Source organism: Flavobacterium sp. ZB4R12, assembly GCF_048276375.1.
Taxonomy (GTDB): Bacteria; Bacteroidota; Bacteroidia; order Flavobacteriales; family Flavobacteriaceae; genus Flavobacterium; species Flavobacterium gawalongense.
Map to the genome: position 1 here is coordinate 12,099 of NZ_JBLNKS010000018.1, position 24,794 is coordinate 36,892.

The window sequence follows — 24,794 nt, forward strand, 5'->3', positions numbered from 1 at the left end:
CTGCCGATCAGTTCTTAAAAAGAAAATCGTTATGTAAAATGAAATAGTAATGCCATATTTTTATATATTTGTCTATAATTGTAGAAATCATTTTATACTCAAAAGAAAATGATATTAGTTCAACAAAAAAAGAACAATTACTACACCATTGAAATTATCATAAATCAGGAACAATTTTTGAAATTTCAAGAATTCTGTATTATAATTCTGTAAATTATTTGCAGTCATAAGAATTCAGATAATCAACTACAAGAATAGCTATTAATTACTCTAAATATCTATATTAATAAACCATAAATCGTATGTCAAGAAGAGTTTGTTTTATACTGCTGGCAAGTTTCTTATATATATTGAATTCCTGCAAATCATCTGATGAAGATAAAAAAGAAGTTTCCATTGGATTTTCACAAAGTATCTCTGAAGATGATAGCTGGAGAAAATCTATGGATAATACAATGAAAGTCGAAGCTTCGCTTCATCCAGAAATAGACTTAACCATTTACAATGCAAATGGCAGTACAAAAAAACAGATTAAAGATATTGAAAAATTGATTGAAAACCAAGTGGATGTATTAATAGTAGCTCCATATGGTTCAGATTCTATAGTGCCAGTAATCGAAAAAGCAAATAAAAAAGGAATACCTGTAATTATAGTTGATAGAAAAGTTAATACATCAAATTATGCTTCATTTTTAGGAGCTGATAATGTTGAAGTCGGACATATTGCAGGAAAATATATTGTTTCTATGTCTAAAGCTCATGCCAATATTCTTGAAATTAAGGCAACGACTGATATTTCACCTGGCGTGGAGAGAAGTTTAGGATTTAAACAAATTATCGACCAATATCCAAACATTAAAAAGATAAGTATAACTGCTCCAAATTTGGCATCACTAAATAATAATTTTAGTAAGGTCTTGGACAGTATGCCAAAAATAGATTATGTCTTTGCTTTTAATGATATTATTGCGCTTCAAGCATGGGAAGCAGCAAAACGAAAAGGTAGAGAAAAAAATATAAAATTTATAGGGATAGACGGATTGAATGATCCAAATGGAGGAATACAAGCGGTTAAAGATGGTAAGTTAACTGCAACTATATTATATCCAACTGGCGGTAGCGAAGCGATAAAGCTGGCAATTAAACTTGCAAATAAAGAAATAGTGGCTAAGAATAATATTCTTAACACAATTTTGATTGACTCCTTAAATGCTGATATAATGAGCAATCAATTTGACAAAGTGACTCAACAACAATCTAATATTGAAACACAACAGAATGTAATCAAAGAACAAGAAAAGAAATACCTAACATTATATAATTTAATTAAATTGCTGACCTTTCTTCTAGTAGTAATTTTCTGTTTAGGTCTTTTTAGTATTAATTCCGTATTTTCAATAAAAAAGAAAAAAAAGTTATTAGAGGAAACAAATACAAAAATCATTCAACAAAGAAATGAAATTGAAAAATTTGTTGAGAAACTTAAAGAAAGTAATGAATCCAAAATTAATTTTTTTACGGGGATATCACATGAATTTAAAACCCCTTTAACCCTAATATTAAGTTCAGTTGAATCTTTACACGATGAATTTAAAAATAAAAGTTATTCTGTTAAAAAAGATTTAGACATTATGTATAATAATTCTTTGAGATTACTTCGATTGATTAATCAATTGTTGGATTTTAGAAAGGTTGAGGATAAAAAATTCACTCTGAAACTATCCAAAAACAATCTTTGGGAATTTTCGGTTAATATGTTTAAGGAATTTAAAAGAGAGGCCAAAAAAAGAAAAATAAATTATACAATTGAAACTGATAATGAGGGTTTAGAAGTTTATTTTGATGCCAATTTGATAGATAAGGTTTATTATAACCTATTGTCCAATTGTTTTAAATTCACTCCGGATGGAGGTAAAATTGAACTTAAAATAAGTCAAGAAAAAGGCAAAGGGCTTGTTAAAATTAATTTTAAAGATTCCGGTATTGGCATTCCTGAAAAGGAAATAAATCAAATTTTCAGTCCCTTTTTCCAAGGTTCTAATAACTATAGAAACGGTTCGGGTATTGGATTGAATTTATCTAAAAACTTTGTTGATTTGCACGAAGGATCTATCGAAGTAAGTTCTGTTAATGGTGCCGAATTTTCTGTTTATTTAAAATTAGGAGATGACCATATCGATAAATCAAAAATTATTAATGAAAGTAGTTATTTTTCAGATAGTGAAAATGGATATGAGTATTTGGAAACTGAATTAACACCTAGTACGGAATCCCTAATTACGGAAAACAAACCTTCTCTTTTAATTATTGAGGATAATGTTGATTTACTGGATTTTATTGCTGCAAAATTAAAAGAAGATTACATAGTTAGCAGATGCAACGGAACTAAAGCAATAGAAATGGCCTTGGAGTTAATGCCAGATATTGTAGTTTGTGATTTAAATTTACCAGAAAAGAATGGTTTTGAAATTTGCGAAGCTTTAAAAACGAATATGATTACTTCCCATATACCTGTAATCATTTTAACTGCAATGGATGATAATAATACTTATATAAAGTCATTAGAAGCTGGAGCAGATTTGTTTTTAACAAAACCTTTTAATCTGAAAGTATTAAAGCAATCCATAAAAGGAGTACTGTTTAACAGAGAAAAGTTACGGTATTATTATACTAACAATATAAATAAAATTGAAACTGATGGACTCAGCTTAATTGAAAGAGAATTTTTGAATAAGATTAATTTGATTTTAGAAAAAAACATTGATGACTCCTCTTTTTCTGTTGAAAATCTTGCCAGTAAATTAAATATTTCACGAGTGCAACTCTATAGAAAAGTAAAAGCAGTTTTGGGTATAGGTGTTGGAGATTATATTAATAATTTTAGATTAGAGAAAGCAAAAGAGCTATTAATGACCACAACAATGAACATCTCTGAGATTGCCTATTCTTGCGGTTTTGCTTCTCCTAATTATTTTTCAACTACTTTTAAAACTAAGTACGGAATACCCCCAAAAGACTTTAGAAATAATTAATTGTGCTAAAACAATGTAACATTTTTATAGATATACTGATTTTTAGTGTCTTTTTATATTGATTTTGTAGAATTATTTTTTCTTAACTCCTTGTTTTATGGGAGTTATTTTTTTTAAAAAAAATTACCGGGCATGTGTAACAATACTTAATTAGTTCATTAGAGTATTCTAGTAATTTTATAAAAAAAAATAGTATAAAATGAAAAAGTGCATAACAATTATCCTGTCAGGACTTATACTTATTGGATGTAAATCCCAGAATGATCCGAGTCCGAATCCGAGTCCGAACCCAAATCCGAACCCTAATTTGGCTACAGAACTTTTATCATTTAATTTTAATGAGACTTCTGGACAAACACTATCAGAAACTAAAACGAATGCCAGTTTTACTATCAATGGGCCTTCTGGTTCAGCTGAACGAATTGTCGGCGTAGAAGGAAATTCATTAAGAGTTAATGGCTTTTATGGATGGGCTACCGGAAATGCAAGTGTAACTTATCCTACATCAAAAGTATGTGTTTCTGGCTGGATTGCACCAGCAGCTTTTCCTGTTCAAAGAAAAGATTTAGATCCAATTACCGAAAATACAAACGCTGCTATTTTTTCAAATGTAAACACATCCAATAGTTCTGGAATTGCCTTAGGGATAAATCATCACGGAAAAGTTATTGGTCAATTTAAAGTTGGGACAAATGTGATTCAAATTATTTCTGATCAAGAAGTAGCGCTTAAAAAGTGGAGTTATATTGCATTAAATATAAATGCTTCAAGCGGAACGGCTTCATTATATCTAAATGGTGTTCAAATAAAAAGTGTCACGTTTGATATTGGGACACTTTTATGGGATAATAACGCCACCATTTATATTGGAAAAGAATCAAAATCTAAAACAATCGCTGGATTTGACACCAATGGTTTAACAGGAGCAATAGATCAAGTAGCACTTTGGAATAAAGACTTAACAGCTGCCGAGATACTAAGTCAGTACAATAAATTTACACTATCAGATCCGGATCTTAAAATCCCGACTGCGGTTCGATTTGCCAATGATATTCATCGACCAAAATATCATTTACTTCCATCTGCGGGTTGGACTAATGAATCGCACGGATTGCTATATATTGACAATAAATACCATATGTTTAGTCAAAGAAATTTCAATGGGCCATATTTAGAGCATATAAATTGGGGACATTATGTGAGTAGTGATTTAGTAAGCTGGGAAGAAAAAACACAAATTTTATGGCCTCAGCCTGGATTTGACGAAGTAGGGATTTGGTCAGGACACGCAATAATAAGCAATGGTCAACCCTTTATTTTTTATACTGGTGTAAATAAAGCTAAAGCTGCAATAGGACTTGCAACTTCAACAGCTCCTTACGATACCTGGACAAAAAATTCTTCTGCTATTATACCAAATGCGCCAACTTCTTCTGCAAACGCGGATTTTAGAGATCCTTTTGTATTTCAACACAATTCAGAATGGTATTTGATGATTGGTACCGGTTTAAGAAGTGGAACGCCAAGAGGAGCATTGTATTTGTATAAATCTACTTCTTCAGATTTCAAACAATGGTCAGCTCAAGGTACAATGTTAGAGGGAAATCCTTCAGTAGATGGAACTGGAGATTTTTGGGAAATGCCCATTTATTATAATTTTGGTACGAAATCAATCGTACTAATTAATAAGCTTCCTAATGCAAATGCACTATATTGGACAGGGAATTTTAATGGATCCCAATTCGTTAGGGATAATCCCGTTCCTGAACGATTAGATGTAATCAATCAATTATTATCGCCTTCTATTCATCCTGATGCAAATGGTAATTTAACAGCAATAGGAATTATTCCAGATGGCGTTACTTCTGCAAAACACAAAGAGCAAGGCTGGGCGCACACATTTAGTTTGCCTAGAGTTTGGACACTTGTTAATGGTAAAATAAAACAAGTTCCACATCCAAATGTATTAAGCCTTAGAGGAGCTTCTAAAAATTTCACAAATGTAGTTTTTGACCAAAACAGCTCAAATGTATTAAATAATTCAACAGGATCTCAATATGAAATCGTTGCTACTATTAATCCTGGAACTGCTACAAAAGTTGGTTTTTCTCTAAATAAAAATACCGCAACTGGTGAACAAACATTAATTTACTATGATTTTACAACAAGTAGTTTTGTTGTGGATAGAAGTAAATCTTCAATTCTTACAGGGGTTCCGCTATCTAATCAATCTACTAATTATGTATTGCCGGCAGGAAATAGTAATTGGAGGATTTTTGTCGATGCGTCTGTAATAGAGGTTTTTGTTAATGAAGAATTAGCTTTTGCAACACGATCTTTTCCTTCAACCGGGAATAATTTAATTGATTTATATGCTCAGGGCGGTGCTGCAACTGCAACTGACTTAAAAATATACAATATTCAAGGTGGTGGAGTTGCATCTGCATCAAAGCGTATCGAAAAAAAAAATGAAATAATTCATCCAGTTGTTTTTCCGAATCCGTCAAGTGATAATTTCAACATTAAATTTAGTGATATAACTGTGGCGACTCCTGTTTATGCTTATATTTTTGACATAACGGGGTTTCCTGTTAAAAAGATTGAAAAAATAGTAGATGCCAATGATCTAATAATTAATTGGGATGGTATTATGGATAATGGAAATAAAGCCATCAGGGGTGTTTACATAATTAAGGGTCTATTGAAAAATGAATTGTTTGATGCTAAAATAATCGTGGAATAATAATGAGAAATTAAAATTAGTAGTTTATTATTGTTTGTCTTTTTTTGTTTATAAATTAAGTACAATCGCAGCAATTAGCAACTAAATTAAATGAAAATTTTTAGACTAAAACTGCATTCTACATTAGAAAAAATTGGATAAATGATCCAATTGAAATAATCTTCTATGGTGGTGAATACCATCTCTCATTTTGAATAGATTATACAATGATATTTAAAAATAGTATTGTATAATCTATTTTTTAGTGCCTTTTTTTGGATATTTTATTCAGTAGCATAAGAGGTTTAAGGCGAAATTCTGCTTTAAGGTATTATAAAGTATGTTATTAAATTCTGAACCATCGTGTTTTTTGGTTTTCTTTCTCAAATCTGTGATAATCTGAAAAAATCCGTGGCAAAAATAAACATTGGGACACGTTAGGGATAGTCAAATTAGTAAATTATTAAAGTGATAATCCCACTATTTGTATTTTTTTGAGCGATACTATTGATATAAAGTGTAAATAATTAGAAAAAAAATCACTATCTGCAATTTTAAGCCACTTAAATTATTTAAAACTTGTTTTTTAATTTGTTTTTTGTTTCGAAATCATAATTCCATGTTACAATACTATAGAATCATATTTCGCATGTATCTTAAAGTGTTTAAGATCAATACATTATGTTTTGTGTAACAAATTTGAAGTAAATGGATACATTACGAAAACGTTATCTTACTGTTTAATAATAAGTTTGATAATAATTAAAAACATGATTTATGAATAATAAAATTTTGAGATGGTCAATCATTGCGTCTTTCGCAGGATTTCTATTTGGCTTCGATACTGTAGTGATTTCAGGTGCAGATAAAACGTTACAGTTGTTATGGAATTCAAGTGATGTTTTTCACGGTTCTGTTGTGATGGCGATGGCACTTTGGGGTACAGTTATAGGTGCTATTTTTGGGGGAATTCCAACAAATAAGTTAGGTAGAAAAAATACGTTATTAATTATAGGGGTTTTATTTTCTATTTCTGCTGCTGGGTCAGCGCTTTCAAATGATCCGTTTGTATTTGCTTTTTTTAGGTTTCTGGGAGGTTTAGGAATTGGGGCTTCAACAATTGCGGCACCAGCTTATATATCTGAAATCGCACCTGCCAAGGATAGAGGGCGTTTAGTGGGATTGTATCAATTTAATATTGTATTTGGTATACTTTGTGCCTTTTTATCAAATTATCTTTTAAGTGATATAGGACCAAATGCTTGGAGATGGATGCTTGGCGTTCAGGTTTTTCCGTCCATAATTTATACTCTAATGGCATTTAGTATTCCTGAAAGTCCAAGATGGTTGTATTCAATGCTTAGAACTGAAGAAGCAAAACTTATTTTTGATAAAATTGGTTCAAAAGAAGACGTTCAAAGTATTATGGATGATCTAAGTAATAATAGTAATGGTACTCCTTTGGACGAAAATATTTTTATAAAAAAATACCGTTTTCAACTAATATTGGTTTTCTTGATTGCAGCTTTTAATCAATTATCAGGAATTAATGCATTTCTATATTATGCTCCCAGAATATTTGAAGAAGCAGGATTAGGTGCAAAAACAGCATTGTTGAGTAGTATAGGTATCGGTTTTATAAATTTAATCTTTACACTAATTGGAGTTTATCTTATTGATAGATTAGGAAGACGCAAATTAATGATCTTCGGATCTATTGGCTATATTTTCTCACTTTCAATGGTGGCAACTTCTTTTTACTTAAACTGGACTGGACTGGCAGTGCCCGGGTTTTTATTTCTCTTCATTGCATCTCACGCAATTGGACAAGGAGCTGTTATTTGGGTATTTATTTCTGAAATATTCCCCAATCATTTGAGAGCTTCCGGACAGTCTTTTGGTAGTTCTGTACATTGGGTTTTAGCAGCTATTATCCCTTCGATGGTACCCATCCTTTTTACAAGTTTTGGTGTTGGGAATGTATTTGCCTTTTTTGCTTTTATGATGGTTTTTCAATTGCTGTTTGTCATTTTTATGATGCCGGAAACCAAAGGAATTTCTTTGGAAGAGGTAAGTAAAGGATTAATTAATAAATAAGAATTATGATGAATATAGTAAAATTTGGAATTTTTAAAAGAATATTTTTTATGCTAATACTGGTTGTAATGAATAGTTGTAGTTCTACTAAAACAAGTAATGAAAAAGTAGTGACCAATGAAGAATTATATAGACCCAATTTTCATTTCACACCTAAAAGTGGATGGATGAATGACCCCAATGGGATGTTTTTCTACAAAGGTTTGTATCATTTATATTTTCAGCATTATCCAAATGATAATGTTTGGGGGCCGATGCATTGGGGACACGCAACAAGTAAAGATATGATAACTTGGAAGGAAGAAAAAATTGCACTTTATCCAGATGAGATGGGGTATATATTTTCAGGAAGTTCAGTAGTTGATGTAAATAATACTTCTGGATTTGGAAGTTTAAAAAATCCGCCAATTGTAGCAATGTTTACTTATCATGATGCAGTAAAAGTAAAAGCTGGAGCAACTGATTTTCAATCGCAAGCTATTGCTTATTCTTTAGATGAAGGAATGACTTGGACAAAATACAAGAATAATCCGGTAATTAAAAACCCAAATATTAAAGATTTCAGAGATCCAAAAATGACGTGGGATGCAATTCATAATCAATGGATAATGGTTCTTGCTGCCGATGTTGAAACTAAAATATATCGTTCTTCAAACTTAATTGACTGGGAATTGGCTTCTGCATTTGGCAAGAATCTTGGAGCGCATGGAGCGCCTTGGGAGTGCCCGGATTTTTTTCCTATTAAAGTTGAAGGCTCAACCGAAATGAAATGGGTGCTTTTACAAAGTATTAATCCCGGAGGTCCAAATGGAGGATCGGCTACTCAATATTTTGTCGGTGATTTCGACGGAAAAACTTTTACACTAGATGATTCATTTACCCAAGATTTAAACAAATTTGGAGCTTTGTGGGTTGACTACGGCAAGGATAATTACGCAGGAGTTACTTGGTCAAATATTCCGGATTCTGATGGTCGTAAATTATTTATAGGTTGGATGTCCAATTGGCAATATGCTGATAAAGTTCCTACTGAAAAATGGAGAAGTGCTATGACCATTCCAAGAGAATTGAAACTTATAAACACTGAGGGTCATTATAGAATTGTTTCTCAGCCAGTAAAGGAATTGGAAAAATATATTTCAAAGACTATTAAAAAGGATCTTCTTGCCATTGATAAAACTACTGTAATTGTTGACAAATCTACTGTAGATATGTCAAGATTAGATATTCATTTTACTATGAATGGTTTAAAGGATGACAACTATGATTTTATCCTTTCCAATAAAGAAAATAATGCCATTCATTTTGGAATTAATAAAAAAGACAAGTATTTCTATATTGATAGAAAAAATGTAAGCCAAACAACCTTTTCGGATGAATTTGCCAATAAAATATCAAAAGCACCCATTACAACAGATTTTAATTCAATCGAAGTGAGAGTGGTTATCGATAAGACCTCAATCGAAGTATTTTATGATAATGGAAAAACGGTTATGACTGAAATTTATTTCTCGGATAAACCAATGGATTCTTTTTCAATAGCTAAAGCAAATTCTGATTTCGAACTTAAAAATGTATTGATAAACCAACTAAATAGTAAATAATAGATGTAAAAAAGCAGATTGAAGAATGAAGATAAATTTATAAACCAACAACTAAAACTATAAATGTATGAAAATTAAGTATTTTAAAAATAAGAAAAACATATTGTCACTATGTTTGTTTTTCTTGGTGTTTATTGCTTCAGGGCAACAAAGACAAATTAACGGGTCTGTTTTATCAGACGACGGTCAACCATTACCAGGAGCTAATATTCTTGTTGAGGGCTCAAAAAATGTGACCACTTCAGATATAGATGGTAAATTTAAAATTTCTGCTAATGAAGGAGCAAATTTGATAGTTTCTTTTATTGGTTACCTAGAAGCTAAAATAAAAGTAACTTCAAAAATTACTTACAGCATTAAATTACAATCTAGTTCAAATAATCTTTTAGAAGTTATTGTTGTTGGATATACAAAAGAAAAAAAATCAGATATAGCTGGTGCTATTTCGGTTGTCAAAGTTGCCGATATTTCTCAAGAGGCTACTCCTAATATTTTAACAGCTTTACAAGGTAGAGTTGCTGGTTTGCAAATCAATTCTGGAGGTACACCTGGAGGAAATGACACTCAAATATTAATTAGAGGATTAACTACTGTGACAAGTGGTTCTGCTCCGCTATGGGTAATCGACGGAGTTCAAACCACTAGTTCTTCCTCATTAAATCCTGAAGAAATTGAATCCATTCAAGTATTAAAAGATGGCGCATCAGCAGCTATTTATGGGACTTCTGCCGCAAATGGAGTAATTGTAGTTACAACCAAGAAAGGTAAAAAAGGAGTTTCTGAATTTAGTTTCAAATCCGAAGTAACTGTCAATAAGTTAAGAGATAAAATCAGCTTGCTTAATTCGCAACAATGGGCGGATGTGGAATACCAGGCACAACAAGGTGCTGGAATTGCTTCTCCAACTCATCCGGTTTTAATTAATAATGGTTCGGGTTTTACCATACCTCAATATTTAGATCCAAATGGTTTGCAAACAGCGGCTAATACGAATTGGGTAAATGAAATTACAAACGATACATTTTCAAACAACACCGATTTTGGATATCGTAAAGGAACAGAAAACTTAAGTTTATACACCCAATTGAGTTACTCGGAAGACAATGGTATTCAAAGATATACTGGTTATGATCGGTTTAATGCCAGAATAAACACTTCTTATAAATTATTTAAAGACAGAGTTACCATTGGTGAAAATTTCTTGTACTCTAAATTTAATGAGGTAAAAGCAAACGAGTTTGAAAATGCCATTCTTCAAAATCCAATGCTCCCTGTATATTCTAATCTAGGGGATTACGCCTCAATTATAACTGGGGGTATGCAAGACAAACCAAACTCCGTAGCAAATTTATGGAGTAATAGAAAAAATGAACAAAAGAATCAAAGGTTTTTAGGGAATGCCTATTTGGATTTTCAAATTATTGATGGCTTGGTTTTCAATACGACTTTAAATTTTGATAAAGGAACTTATAAATTTAACACTGCAACTGAAGCTTTTTCTACAAATGGGACAATCCCTTCTGTCTTTCAGAAAATTACTACTGATGATGTGGACAATGATTATTTGGCTACCATTTTCACTAATACTTTAAAATATGATAAAAGTTTTGGCAAACATAGAGTATCAATATTGGCTGGTATAGAAAATTCAGCAAGAGAAGAAAATTTTAATAATAACCAAATTAATGGAGTAAATATTACTGATCCTGCAGGCTATGTGATTAATGATAATGCACAATATAAAACATTAGTAGGAAAGGTAGAAGCATTTAAGATTTCACAATTTGGGTCTCTTAAATATGTCTTTGATGATCGATATATTGTATCGGGTACTGTGAGAAGAGATGGATCCTCACGTTTTGGAGAAAACAATAAATACGGTATTTTTCCTTCAGCTTCTTTAGCTTGGAATGCAAAAAACGAGAAATTTTTAATGGAAAATAAATACGTTTCTAATTTTAAATTAAGAGCATCTTGGGGCGTAAATGGAAATGACCAAATAGCAGACTACTCCTATCTTTCAAGTTATGTAGATAATACTGTAGGCAATGTAGTCGAGTTTTCAGATTACAACATTAGTGGAACAGGTTTAGGTACTGCAAGTGGTGTCTTGCAATCTCGTCAGGCTAATCCTGATCTTAAATGGGAGTCAACAGAACAATACAACGTAGGATTTGATTTAGGGTTTTTTAATGAAAGAATCTCGTTACAATCGGATTTCTATATAAAAACAACCAATGACCTAATTCTAAGACCAATTGCTTTATCTGTAAATGGAGAAAGTCAACCTCCATTAATTAATGCAGGTTCGGTAAGTAATAAAGGCTTTGAAGCTGTGCTGAGCTACAAAAGTAATCCTGCAAATGATTTTAAATATGGGATTGATTTGAATTTTTCAACTTATAAAAATAACGTAGAAAGTTTAGATACAGAGTCAAATTTTTTACTAAATGGAGTGTCAATAACTAAAAAAGGATCGCCAATAGCTTCTTTTTACGGATTAATTGCTGATGGTCTTTTTAGAACTCCTGAAGAAGTTGCTGTTCATGCAGATCAACCTGGAAAAGCATTAGGTAAAATTAGATACAGAGATGTAAATCTTGATGGAAAAATTGACCAATTTGACAGAACAATCATTGGCAACCCACATCCCGATTTCATATATGGAATAAACTTATATTCTTCTTATAAAGGATTCGACATAACACTGTTTTTTGACGGAAAACAAGGAAATGATTTGTATAATGCACAGCGTGCAATAGGTGATTTTGATTATTTTAGTTTTAATCATAACACAAATACTCTAGACGCTTGGACACCAAGTAAAGCTAATTCAAATATACCAGCATTGTCAACATTAAATAGTAATAATGAGTTGCAACCTTCAAGTTATTATGTTGAAGACGGTTCCTATATCAGACTGAAAACAATAACATTAGGGTATAATTTTGATAAAGCTTTATCAAAAAGGTTAGGAATGAATAAATTGAGATTTTATCTACTGGGACAAAATTTGTTTTCACTAACTTCTTTTACGGGCTTTGACTATGAGGTTTCTGGTTTAAGTGCTGGAGGAATTGGTGTGGCAGGTTATGGAATTCCTCATACAAAATCGATGACTTTCGGAATTAACGCAAATTTTTAAAATCTTAAATATGAAATGAGCATAACCGCAAATTGGTCGCAAACCAATGATGATATGCGAATTACATATGACCGATGAAAAACAATAAATATCAACAGTATGAAAACAAAATTTAAAATAGTATTTACTTTAATGATAAGCATTCAATTGCTTTCTTGCGTAAATGACAGTGATTTAGATGTAAAGGAGAATTATGTATTATCGGCAGATAATATTGATCCTGAACAATTAGTAATAGCGGCATATAGCGCACTTGATTATCGATATAATACAGGAGAATTTAGAGACTTATGGCCTTTTGACCACGCGCCATCCAATTGGGCAACAAGCGATATTCGTTGTGGTGATGCCTATAAAGGTGGTGGTGGAACTGGTGATAATCCTGGAGGAGGAATGCATCAGCTTGAAACACACGATTTATTCCCTTCAAGTGAAAATGCTTACAATGTTTGGAGAGCGATTTATTTTGGAATTAAAAGGGTGGATTCGGCTTTAAGAACTATTAATACAATAGATGAAGCTAAATTTCCTAATAAGAAAGCAAGAATAGGAGAACTAAAAGTTTTAAGAGCTCATTTTTATTTTGAAGCAATTAAAAATTTTGGGTCTATAGTTTGGTATGATGAAAACACTCCAATTGCAGACATTAACAAGACACCAAATTCTTTTGATTTTAGCTTTATGTGGTCTAAAGTTGAAGGTGATTTAACCGATGCGATTGCTCTTTTACCAGATACACAAACAGAATTAGGCAGAGTAAACAAAGTGGTGGCTTATGCCTACTTATGTAAAGCACAAGTCTTTCAAAAAAAATGGACTGAGGCAATTGTAAGCGCAAACTATGTTATTAATTCTGGAAAATATGGATTGGTAACCGATGTCGAAAAATTATATTCAATACCAGGTTACGGAAATCGTGAAAACATATTTGCAGTTCAGTATTCTATAAATGATGGTTCTCAATTTGGAAATCTAAATTTTGGAAATTTATTAAATGCACCTGATAGTCCTGGAGATGATATTAAAAACCCTTATTTAAATGGGGATGGTTTTGATAAACCTTCACAAAATCTTGTAAATGCTTTTAAAGTTGGCGCAGATGGGCTTCCGCTATTTGACAGTTATAATAATGCAAATGTAATTCCAACAGACTTAGTAGATCCAAGATTAGATCACGAAATAGGAAGACCAGGTATTACTTGGAAAGATTGGGCAGCTAGACCACAACAACCAGACTGGAGTAGAGATCCCGCAACTTACGGTTATTTCGAAGGTAAGAAAAATGTAATTTCTCCAAATTCAAACGGTTTAGCTTCAAATCCTACAGGGTTTCCTTGGGCACTAGGTAATTTAGACTTTCCTATTATTAAATACAGTGATTTATTGTTATGGAAAGCGGAAGCCTTAATCGAGTCGAGTTCAAATGTTTCTGGTGGGGTTGCCATAATTAATGAAATAAGAAATAGAGCAAAAAATTCACCTTATGTGAAAGATTTCAATAATCCATCTCAAAATGCAGCAAATTATTTGATAAATCTATATCCTTTGAGTTTGTCACAAGATGCCGCAAGAAAAGCCCTTAGAATGGAAAGAAGATTAGAATTAGCTAACGAAGGACATGGTTTCTATGATTTAGTGAGATGGGGTATTGCTGAACAATATGTTAGCAATTATATTCAGGTTGAAAAAACACGTCGTACCTATTTACAAAGTGCTTCATTACAATCTCATGAACAATATTTACCTATACCGCAAATTGAAATTGATGCAAGTGCAGGGGTATATAAACAAAGAGCTGGATACTAATAAAAAACTAACCAAATATTAAAAAATATGAAAACAATTAAAAATCAACTGTCTATTTATAAAATGACATTAGCCTTTTTGATGCTTATCTTTGCTGTAATCTCATGTTCAAAAGAGGATAATTTTTCGGATAATGTTCCTGATTATACACAATCTATTGTTCAATCTTTTAAAGTAGGATATAAATATGCCGATATTAATCATACTATTGGTACGATTACAATGACATTACCATCTGGAACTGATTTGAAAAATGTTAAACCTGAAATTAGACTTCCAGAATCTGCTTCAGTAACACCAGCCTCAGGATCTACAATAGATTTTAGTAATGGTCCAGTAACCTTTGAGGTAGTTTCAACAAATGGAGCTCATAGAACCTATACTGCTAGTATAGCAGCTTATGGTGATCCTAAGATATTATCATTCTCTATTGGGGATAAATTGGGTATAATTGATGAAGTAAATAAAACAATTAAAGTTGAGATTGGTAGTCAAGGAGGAGACTTGAGTAATTTAGCACCTTCATTTGTAATTGCTGAAGGAACAACTGTAGATGTTGCTTCTGGAGTTGCCAGGAATTTTACTTCCCCTAAAGTATATACTGTTTTGTCAAATAATGGATACACAGCTAAACAATATACGGTGACGGTTACGCAAATACAAGCGCCTAGAATTGAATCGTTTGTGGTTAATGGTGCAGTTGGTATTGTTGATAATGCTGCAAATTCAATTGTGGTAATTTTACCGCCGGGAACTAACCTAACTAATTTAGCACCTGTTATTACGTTACCTGCAGAACAAACAGTAACTCCTTCTTCTGGGGCTGCACAAAACTTCAGTAATGGTTCAGTTACTTACACAGTTAAGAACAAAGAAAACCTGACAAAGGTTTACAATGTAAAAGTTGAATCAATAGCAGCAACAAAATATGCCTTTTTGGGACTAGAAGATAATATAAGTTCATTAGTTGATGATGATGCAAAAGCTGCTGCAACTTGGATGCAAAGTACATACGGTGCGGATTTTAAATACATTAAAATTGCAGATATTTCAGCACTAAATATTGGAGATGTAAAGGTTGCTATGTTGTATTATTTAACTCCAAAAGAAAATCAAGGTTTTTCTGCTACTTCTAGTGATGTTTCTAATATGCTGCCTGCTGGTTTAAGACCGGGCGGTTCACAAGCTCAGGTACTTAAATCTTGGGTAAAAGGTGGAGGAGATATGCTGATTGCAGGTGACCCTAGTCCATTTATATTTTCTTTAGGGAGAGTTCCAGCAAATTTTGGAGCAGCAAGAGCACCAGGAAATTATGTTTTCTCTGAATTTGGTTGTGCAACTGAAACAGGATGTTATGACACAGGTAAACCTTCAGATGATATCTGGGGATTAGGAATGAGAGACACAAACAATTCTGGAAACAGACGTAATGATGCAATTTTTGATGGCCTAACTTTTGAAGGAGGAGCTGGAAACGAATACTTGCCATTACAAAATAGTGCAAATAGAGAAGTTAGATTAATATGGTGGCAACACTTTGATGGAATTCTTAATCCAAGCTGTTGTGGTTCTGATGCTGCTTCACAGTTTGAAAAGACTTTAACGGCAGTAAAATATGGAACATTAAGACATATTGGTGATGCTTTTGGTTATGGTGCAGTTGAATTCAAAAGAACTGACTTGGCTAATAATGCAGCATTTGATTCTCAAATATCAACAGATTATAAAGGACATATTTTTACAATTTCAAATACAATTGTAGGTTATGAATGGAATTCTAATGGAACTACAAATGATTATCAAAACAATATAAAAGTTTTCACCAAGAATATTCTGGATCACTTATATAATCTAAATAATGATTAGTAATTTTTAAACAGAATTTTTTAATTATAAAAAAAATGAAAAATGAAAAATAAAATGAAAAATGTATTTTACATTAAGTATGTATTGTTGCTAGTAATAGCAACAATCACATACTCATGTGAGGAACGTCTGAATTATGACGATCAATTGCCAAGTACTTTGAATATAATTGAATCCATTAAAATAGGTCAAACAAGTGCTACGATAGATAATTTGTCTGGAGTTGTTAATTTTGTTTTGCCTTCTGAAACAAATTTAGCTTCAGTTGTATTGGATATTAAAACCCCAGAAGGTGTAACTATAAATCCTGCATCAGGAACAACTGTTGATTTGACAAACCCTCTTGAAGTAACTGCAATATCAGGGGGTAAAACCAGACATTATATTATTAATGCACGTGTACTGCCTAATCAAATAGCTTTTGTTAGTGATGCAACATCGATTGATAATATTGTTGACGAAGACGTAAAAGCTGCTGCTCAATGGGCTAAAGATACTTATGGCAGTAGATTTGTTTTTATTCCTTTCTCTGATTTAACTTTAAATTCTTTAAAAACAGTTAATGTAGTTTTCTTTTTTTATGATACACAAGGAACATCTGCTTTGCCACAAGAAAGCCTAGATAAAAAGAATATATTGATTCAATATGTTGTTGAAGGAGGTAAAATGCTTTTAGGAGGAATGGCAACTAGTTATGCAGAAGTAATAGGACGTGATAAAAGTGGACTTTTAACTATAAAAGGAAATGGTATTGGATTTGTTGATGCAGGAACTTGGGCCATTGATGGTGGCGTTAATTTCCAAAATGATCAAAGAAACAATCCTATTTATAACTTTACTCAAGTAATTTCTACTGATTCAAATGGGTATTTTCCAGTAATTAATGGAGGATACAAAGAAGATCATAACAATCTGTGGGATTTAGGATCTTTGCTTGGACCAGGCCATCAAAAAGGACAGTTTGCAGAATTTGAAAACCTTTATGGAGGCAAAGTACTTGCTGTTTGGGCTGGAGTAGGAGATGAATGTTGTCCGGGTATTATTGAGTTTAAATCGAATTCAGTTTATGCGGGTACTATTATAGCAATAGGTGTTGGTGGCATGGAATGGGCTATGAATGATGGAAGAACTAATGTATATGCATCTAATATACAAGGGATATATCGAAATTCGATTGATTATTTAGGTACAAAATAATAATTTGTTTAGCTTGTGGTTTTATTGGGCAGGTTTTTCCTGCCCTTTAATTTTTAAATTTTTTAGTGATGAATACAAAATACATGCTAAGTGTAGTTAGCTTTGGGGAGGTTTTATGGGATCTTTTTCCAACGCATAAAAAAATTGGAGGAGCGCCATTGAATGTTGCGCTTCGAATGAATTCTTTAGGTGCTGAAACAACTATTATAAGTCGTGTTGGAGCAGATGAAGACGGAAAAGAAATTATGACTTTTATTAATAATCATGATATTAGTACAGATTTAATTCAAATAGCAGACGAATATAAAACTGGAGTCGTAAATGTGATGATTAATGAGAAAGGGAATGCTTCTTATGATATTTTATATCCATCTGCTTGGGATAAAATAGTGCAAACTGAACTCATGGATAGAATTATTTCAGAAGCTGATGCTTTTGTTTTTGGAAGTTTGATATGCAGAGACGAAGTGTCTAGAACCACTTTATATAATCTTTTGGATAAGGCAAAATACAAAGTTTTGGATGCGAATCTAAGAGCTCCATATTACACCAAAGACGTACTTAATGAGTTGATGTTAAAAGCTGATTTTATTAAGCTTAATGATGAAGAATTATATGAGATAAGTCAGCAATTGGAATCACCTTATAATTCCTTTGAGCAGAACATTAAATTCATCGCTGAAAAAACGAATACGAAACATGTTTGTGTTACCAAAGGGGCATTTGGAGCCGTTTTGTATTACAATGATAAATTTTATTACAACAGTGGTTATTTTATAAAAGTAGTTGATACTGTAGGTGCAGGGGATTCTTTCTTAGCCTCCCTGATAGTCAAATTGCTTAGAGGGAAATCACCACAAAAATCGTTGAATTATGCTTGTGCTGTTGGCGCTTTAGTGGCTGGTCATGAAGGAGCCAATCCTAAAATTTCCGAAAAAGAAATAAGCAAATTCATGAAGCTTTGACAAAATAGTTTAAGCATACAATTAAATGTATAAAAAAGCCAAAGAAGCAATGTCTTTGGCTTTTTTATGCAAAATAGTGTGAAGACTAAAAAGAAGTCAATTTCTTCAAATCGGCAATCGTTACTGTTGGATTCTCCGCTTTAAAAACAAAACTTCCCGCCACAAGAACATCAGCTCCGGCTTCAACAAGTTGTTTTGCGTTTTTATTAGTAACGCCTCCATCAATTTCTATAATTGTTGTTGCCTCTTTTCGAGTGATTAAATTTTTCAATTTTTCAATTTTCGAATAAGTGTTTTCTATAAAGGATTGTCCTCCAAAACCAGGATTCACACTCATGATGCAAACCAAATCAATATCATTGATAACGTCTTCCAGTAAATCAATATTTGTGTGCGGATTGATGGCGACTCCAGCTTTCATTCCTTCTGCTTTGATGGCTTGTAGTGTTCTGTGAAGATGCGTGCAGGCTTCGTAGTGTACACTTAGAATATTAGCGCCTAAGTCAGCAAATGTTTTAATATAACGGTCTGGATCTACAATCATTAAGTGAACGTCGATTGTTTTTTTTGCATGTCTGGTAATAGCTTCCAGAACGGGCATTCCGTAAGAAATGTTTGGAACAAAAACGCCATCCATGATGTCAATATGAAACCAATCGGCTTCACTGTTGTTGATCATTTCGATGTCGCGTTGCAGATTAGCAAAATCAGCAGCAAGAACTGATGGAGCAATAAGTGTATTCTTCATTGTGTAGTTGTTTAATCTGAATTTATTTCAGATTCTTAAGTTGTTGTTTGTGCAAAAGTAGTTTTTTTAGAGCAATTGGCGAAAGTTTTTTTGGGAAGGGACAACTCGCGAGTTATCCTGCGATTTGCGTAAGGGATTGAAGTGGAAATCCTTTTTATTTTTTTTTAAATAAAAAGATTATAACGAAAAGCCCGACCCGAAGTTTTTACGGAGGGTTACGCCCAAATGATTTTAAACAGGAATAGGTTCAAGGGAATCTGAAATGAATTCAGATTAAAAAATAAAACTCCGGTAATCAGCCGGAGTTTCAATCATCAATCAAAAAACGAACAGTCAATCAAACTGTTGTTCATTTTGAATTAAAAAATTTAAGTTTTAAAGATTTTAATTGGGGAATATTGTAAATTAACCTAAGTAGGTTTTTAATATTTTACTTCTGGAAGTGTGTTTCAATCTTCGGATTGCTTTTTCCTTGATTTGACGTACACGCTCACGAGTTAGGTCGAAAGTTTCTCCAATTTCCTCTAATGTCATTGGGTGTTGATCACCAAGACCAAAGTACAAACGAACAACATCAGCTTCTCTTGGAGTTAATGTTTCTAATGAACGCTCGATTTCAGTACGCAATGATTCGTGGATTAATTCTCTGTCTGGATTTGGAGATTCACCGGAACGCAATACATCGTAAAGGTTAGAATCTTCTCCTTCTACAAGAGGCGCATCCATTGATAGGTGACGACCGGAGTTTTTCATACTCTCTTTTACGTCATTTACGGTCATGTCAAGTTCTTTTGCAATTTCCTCAGCAGATGGCGGACGCTCGTTAGATTGCTCTAATAAAGCGTACATTTTGTTGATTTTGTTGATAGAACCAATTTTGTTCAAAGGCAAACGAACGATACGGGATTGTTCAGCCAAAGCTTGTAAAATAGATTGACGAATCCACCAAACGGCATACGAAATGAATTTGAAACCACGTGTTTCATCAAAACGTTGTGCTGCTTTTATCAATCCTAAATTTCCTTCGTTAATCAAATCGGGAAGGGTTAACCCTTGATTTTGATATTGTTTTGCTACCGAAACTACGAAACGTAAATTGGCTTTTGTCAATTTCTCTAATGCTTTCTGGTCACCGGCTTTAATCTTTTGTGCTAATTCTACCTCTTCGTCAGCGGTAATAAGGTCAACTTTTCCAATTTCTTGTAAATACTTGTCTAATGAAGCAGTTTCACGATTGGTTACCTGCTTGGTGATTTTTAGTTGTCTCATGTTTTTTTTGTCTCCTAAATTTTAAGTGTACAAATGATTATACGTATGGGGTTGCTAAAAAGTTACAATAGTTTTGAAAATAAATTTTATTATATGACTATCCGTAATGCGGACTAAAATCATTTCGAATACAATTTTCGTCGTTTGTACATTTATAAAGCATAAATATTAGCCCACAGATTGTACAGATTATACCGATTTACACGGATTTTTTTACTTGGTGAATCAAACTGTTTATTTAAATCTGTGCAAAATCCGTATAATCCGTACAATCTGTGTGCCATATTTTATCCTTTGGAACATATTGCGGACTGTCATATTTTATTATAATTCTGAACGAAGTCTAATTTGGGCATTTCCCTTTGGGTCGGGCTCATCCGCACTCGCTTTTTTGTTTCATTGCATTACACAAAAAGAGCTCAAACAATTGCTTTTATCCCTAATGCAAAAACACCAGACAAATAGTCTATTTCCAAAGATTTTCTTTCTCCCAATCTTTCGGAAAGCCCATAGCGAAAACATCAACATTAGGATATTTTTTAAGCAACGCTGCAAATCGAAAAGCAATTGTATTTTTTGGATTGATGGTTTGCATCAAATATAAAATCATTGATAAAATAAAATAGGATTTGTTGTTGGGAACGGCAGTGTTATTTAGCCAAGTTTTTTTTGGACTTTGCGGTATGTTTGGTTGAATGCTCATAACTCTATTCCATAATCTTGAATGATGTGCACAAACGTTTCTTAGATAAACAATACTATGCATCCATGAACCAAAAATAGTATCACTTAAACCAAAATAATTAGCAATATCTCTCTTGGTTCTGTTCGATTGTAAATTGCTAAAAAGAAAAGAAAGCGTGCCAAAAGAAGTTAATCCCAAAAGCATCCAACTAGGCGGCAAGTCATCAGAATATTTCTTTTTAAATGCTTTTATAAATTCTTCATCACTTCTGTTGTATTCTTCTTCTAAACTTCCAAGACTTTTACTGTGGCTAATATGATTTTTGAACAGCGTTGGGTTTTGATACCAAAAGGCTCCATATTGATGCGATAAAACATAAATCATCTTCGCTCTTATAGAAACTTCTATTTTTTCAAGTTCTCGTATAACCAAAACTCGTAGCTCTCTATCAAAACAATATAGATTAAAAGCAGTATCGAAATTAGAGTTTTCTTTGAAAAGATGGTTCGTTTTATCTGCCAATAAGGGAAACCAATATCCGCTCAAACGATAATAACTGATGCTTTCCAATAAATGATTGGCTCTGGCGCTATTATTTATTGTTAGTCCTCGTTCTTGTAATTGTTGGATTTGTTGAGCGTAAGTAAGTGCAGGTTTGTTATAAGGAAGTAGCGGCATCTTATAAAAATAAAAAGCTTACCCTGAGCGCGCTGGTCTAACGGGAAGCGGGGTAAGCATGTTGCTGCAAATATAGGTAATGTTTCTGTGAAATTACGCTAGTGATTAAATATTTAATATTTTTAGTATTTTGTAATTTTTTTTGCGATCATATTCAACTCTACAATTAAGATTGTTGAAAATTAATTGATTCTTAAGCGTATAAATTGTTCTGAAAATAAATTTAAATAAAAACAAAAATCCCGTTTCAAATACTTGAAACGGGATTTTCTATAAATAAACCTTTAGTAAACTAAGATCTGATTACTCTTTTCTTTCCTCACGTAGAGGTCTTGCTTCCTCACGTGCAGGTCTTGGTAAAAGTGCTTTTCTTGACACTTTTTCTTTTCTTGTTTTTGGATCCATACCTAAGTATTTCACTTGAAAAACATCACCCATTTTCACAACGTCAGAAACGTTTTCAGTACGTTCCCAAGCTAACTCAGATACGTGAAGCAATACTTCATTTCCTGGTGCAGCAAGGTATTCAACCACCGCTCCAAAATCAAGCATTTTGATTACTTTCACTTCATAAGCATCACCTACAACCGGTTTGAAAGTCAATGAGTCGATTTTACGTAAAACTGCTTCAATTCCGTCAGGATCAGTTCCAAGAATTTCAACTTCACCTTGTTCGTTCACTTCGTTGATAACGATAGTTGTTCCTGTAGCTTTTTGTAATTCTTGAATTACTTTTCCACCAGGTCCAATTAACGCACCAATAAAGTTACCAGGAATAGTTACTTTGATAATTTTTGGAGCATATTTTTTAACAGTTGGTCTTGGCGTAGCCAAAGTTTCTGTTATTTTTCCAAGGATATGCAAACGACCATCACGAGCTTGAGCTAATGCTTCTTCCATGATGTTATATGCCAATCCTTCGATTTTGATGTCCATTTGACAAGCAGTAATTCCGTCAGCAGTTCCGGTTACTTTAAAGTCCATGTCTCCTAAGTGATCTTCATCACCTAAAATATCAGACAATACAGCAAAACGACCTGTTTTTTCATCAGAAATTAATCCCATTGCAATACCGGAAACTGGTTTGATCATTTGGATACCCGCATCCATCAAAGATAATGTTCCAGCACAAACTGTTGCCATAGAAGAAGAACCGTTAGATTCCAAAACTTCAGAAACGATACGGATAGTGTAAGGACAATCAGCAGGAATCATGTTTTTCAAAGCACGTTGTGCTAAGTTTCCGTGACCTACTTCTCTTCTTGAAGTTCCTCTTAAAGGTTTTGCTTCTCCTGTAGAGAAAGGAGGGAAGTTGTAATGCAAGTAAAATTTCTCTTCACCTTGTTGAGATGGAGAGTCAATTTGGTTCGCTTCTCTAGAAGTTCCTAAAGTGGTTGTAGCCAATGCTTGCGTTTCTCCTCTTGTGAAAATTGCAGAACCGTGAACTGATGGTAAATAATCTACTTCAGCCCAGATTGGTCTGATTTCGGTAGTTTTTCTTCCGTCCAAACGAGAACCTAAATCCAGGATTACATTACGAACCGCTTCTTTTTGTGCTTTAGAAAAATATTTGCTTACTAAATCACCGTGTTCAGTCAATTCTTCATCTGTAAATAAAGTTTTCACTACTTCTTTTACTTCAGCAAATTGGGCTGTTCTTTCGTGTTTGGCTGTTCCTTCTTTTGCAATAGCATAACATAAATCGTAAGATGCCGCTTTCACTTTATCGTAAATAGCAGTATCTTCTTTTTCTTGCTCGTATGTTCTTACTTCTTTTTTACCAAAAGCAGCAACTAATCTTTCTTGAGCTTCGATTTGAATTTTGATTGCTTCGTGAGCAAATTTAATGGCTTCCACCATTTCGTGTTCTGAAATTTCTTTCATCTCACCTTCTACCATTGCGATAGAATCTTTAGAAGCACCAATCATCATGTCAATATCAGACAATTCTAATTGTGTACGACTTGGATTGATGATAAATTTACCGTCAACTCTAGCTACACGAACTTCAGAAATTAATGTTGAAAATGGAATATCAGATAAAGATAAAGCTGCCGAAGCGGCTAAACCTGCTAATGCATCCGGCATAACATTTTCGTCATGAGACATCAATTGAATCATCACTTGCGTTTCAGCATGATAATCATTTGGAAAAAGCGGACGCAATACACGGTCAACTAATCTCATGGTTAAAATTTCACTATCACTTGGTCTTGCTTCTCTTTTGAAGAAACCACCTGGAAAACGTCCAGCGGCAGCAAATTTTTCGCGATAATCTAATGTTAAAGGCAAGAAATCAATTCCTGGACTTGCTTTTTTGGCAGATACAACTGTTGCAAGCAACATGGCATCTCCCATTTGTACTACTACAGAACCATCGGCTTGTTTGGCCAATTTTCCTGTCTCGATTGAGATGCTTCTGCCATCTCCTAAATCGATAATTTCTCTTGAAACTTTTGGAATCATAATTTGAATTCTCTTTAGATTAAACAATGGGTTCTAGTTGTGTTGTAGTTGTTGTTGTGCGTAGTTAATGCCTAAAACCCAATGAAAAACCAAACTTTTTTATTGTTGTATATAAAAACAAAAAGAGGCACTTTCGCACCTCTTTTATATTGATTATTTTCTGATATTCAATACTTTGATAATTTCACGGTATCTGTTGATTTCTGTTTTCTTCAAGTAATCCAACAAAGATCTTCTTTTTCCTACTAGTAATACTAATGAACGCTCTGTATTATAATCGTGACGATTTTTTTTCAAGTGCTCCGTTAAGTGGCTAATTCTGAAAGTGAACAAAGCAATTTGAGCTTCTGATTTTCCTGTGTTTGTTTTTTCTCCGTGTTTAGCGAAGATTTCTTCTTTAATCTCTTTAGTTAAATACATTCCAATATTTGTTTAATGATTTTTATGTATGTCGTACATCCATTGTAAGACGGGTGCAAAGATAATCTTTATTTTTGAATCGGCAAGGTAAATT

14 protein-coding genes are annotated in these 24,794 nt (G+C 33.0%); 9 read left to right on the plus strand and 5 right to left on the minus strand.

All coding sequences use genetic code 11. The features are described from left to right. The first annotated feature begins 302 nt into the window (after positions 1-302). From ACNO7W_RS13440 to ACNO7W_RS13480, 9 genes are all read left to right on the plus strand, one after another. The gene (locus ACNO7W_RS13440) at positions 303-3,032 is read left to right on the plus strand and encodes a substrate-binding domain-containing protein (RefSeq protein ID WP_417938528.1); all 2,730 of its coding nucleotides are present in this window, start codon (positions 303-305) and stop codon (positions 3,030-3,032) included. 199 nt (positions 3,033-3,231) lie between these two features. Further along, positions 3,232-5,775, plus strand: a complete 2,544-nt coding sequence (locus ACNO7W_RS13445) for a GH32 C-terminal domain-containing protein (protein WP_417938529.1) — start codon at positions 3,232-3,234, stop codon at positions 5,773-5,775. Positions 5,776-6,531: 756 nt separating this feature from the next. Further along, positions 6,532-7,851, plus strand: a complete 1,320-nt coding sequence (locus ACNO7W_RS13450) for a sugar porter family MFS transporter (RefSeq protein ID WP_417938530.1) — start codon at positions 6,532-6,534, stop codon at positions 7,849-7,851. A 50-nt stretch (positions 7,852-7,901) separates the two neighbouring features. Continuing rightward, entirely contained in the window at positions 7,902-9,455 is a 1,554-nt protein-coding gene (locus ACNO7W_RS13455; RefSeq protein WP_417938531.1) for a glycoside hydrolase family 32 protein, read from the plus strand. 67 nt (positions 9,456-9,522) lie between these two features. Further along, positions 9,523-12,600, plus strand: a complete 3,078-nt coding sequence (locus ACNO7W_RS13460) for a SusC/RagA family TonB-linked outer membrane protein (protein WP_417938532.1) — start codon at positions 9,523-9,525, stop codon at positions 12,598-12,600. A 99-nt stretch (positions 12,601-12,699) separates the two neighbouring features. Next, on the plus strand, positions 12,700-14,406 hold the full coding sequence (locus tag ACNO7W_RS13465) for a RagB/SusD family nutrient uptake outer membrane protein (protein ID WP_417938533.1): 1,707 nt from the start codon (positions 12,700-12,702) through the stop codon (positions 14,404-14,406). A 27-nt stretch (positions 14,407-14,433) separates the two neighbouring features. Then, on the plus strand, positions 14,434-16,272 hold the full coding sequence (locus tag ACNO7W_RS13470; RefSeq protein WP_417938534.1) for a hypothetical protein: 1,839 nt from the start codon (positions 14,434-14,436) through the stop codon (positions 16,270-16,272). Positions 16,273-16,314: 42 nt separating this feature from the next. Beyond that, a complete protein-coding gene (locus ACNO7W_RS13475; RefSeq protein ID WP_417938535.1) occupies positions 16,315-17,469 on the plus strand; it encodes a DUF4960 domain-containing protein in 1,155 nt (384 codons plus the stop codon). 68 nt (positions 17,470-17,537) lie between these two features. After that, positions 17,538-18,434 (plus strand): carbohydrate kinase family protein, encoded by an 897-nt coding sequence (locus tag ACNO7W_RS13480; RefSeq protein ID WP_417938536.1) that lies wholly within the window; start codon positions 17,538-17,540, stop codon positions 18,432-18,434. Between the two features lie 85 nt (positions 18,435-18,519). On the opposite strand, the gene rpe is transcribed toward ACNO7W_RS13480, so the two are convergent. From rpe to rpsO, 5 genes are all read right to left on the minus strand, one after another. Beyond that, positions 18,520-19,182, minus strand: a complete 663-nt coding sequence (gene rpe, locus ACNO7W_RS13485) for a ribulose-phosphate 3-epimerase (RefSeq protein WP_144064778.1) — start codon at positions 19,180-19,182, stop codon at positions 18,520-18,522. A 405-nt stretch (positions 19,183-19,587) separates the two neighbouring features. Then, the gene (locus tag ACNO7W_RS13490; RefSeq protein ID WP_007137700.1) at positions 19,588-20,451 is read right to left on the minus strand and encodes a sigma-70 family RNA polymerase sigma factor; all 864 of its coding nucleotides are present in this window, start codon (positions 20,449-20,451) and stop codon (positions 19,588-19,590) included. Positions 20,452-20,917: 466 nt separating this feature from the next. Next, entirely contained in the window at positions 20,918-21,814 is an 897-nt protein-coding gene (locus ACNO7W_RS13495) for an Abi family protein (protein ID WP_417938537.1), read from the minus strand. A gap of 303 nt (positions 21,815-22,117) precedes the next feature. Next, a complete protein-coding gene (locus ACNO7W_RS13500) occupies positions 22,118-24,280 on the minus strand; it encodes a polyribonucleotide nucleotidyltransferase (RefSeq protein ID WP_417938538.1) in 2,163 nt (720 codons plus the stop codon). Between the two features lie 153 nt (positions 24,281-24,433). Further along, a complete protein-coding gene (gene rpsO / locus ACNO7W_RS13505) occupies positions 24,434-24,700 on the minus strand; it encodes a 30S ribosomal protein S15 (RefSeq protein ID WP_066079886.1) in 267 nt (88 codons plus the stop codon). Between the last annotated feature and the right edge of the window lie 94 nt (positions 24,701-24,794).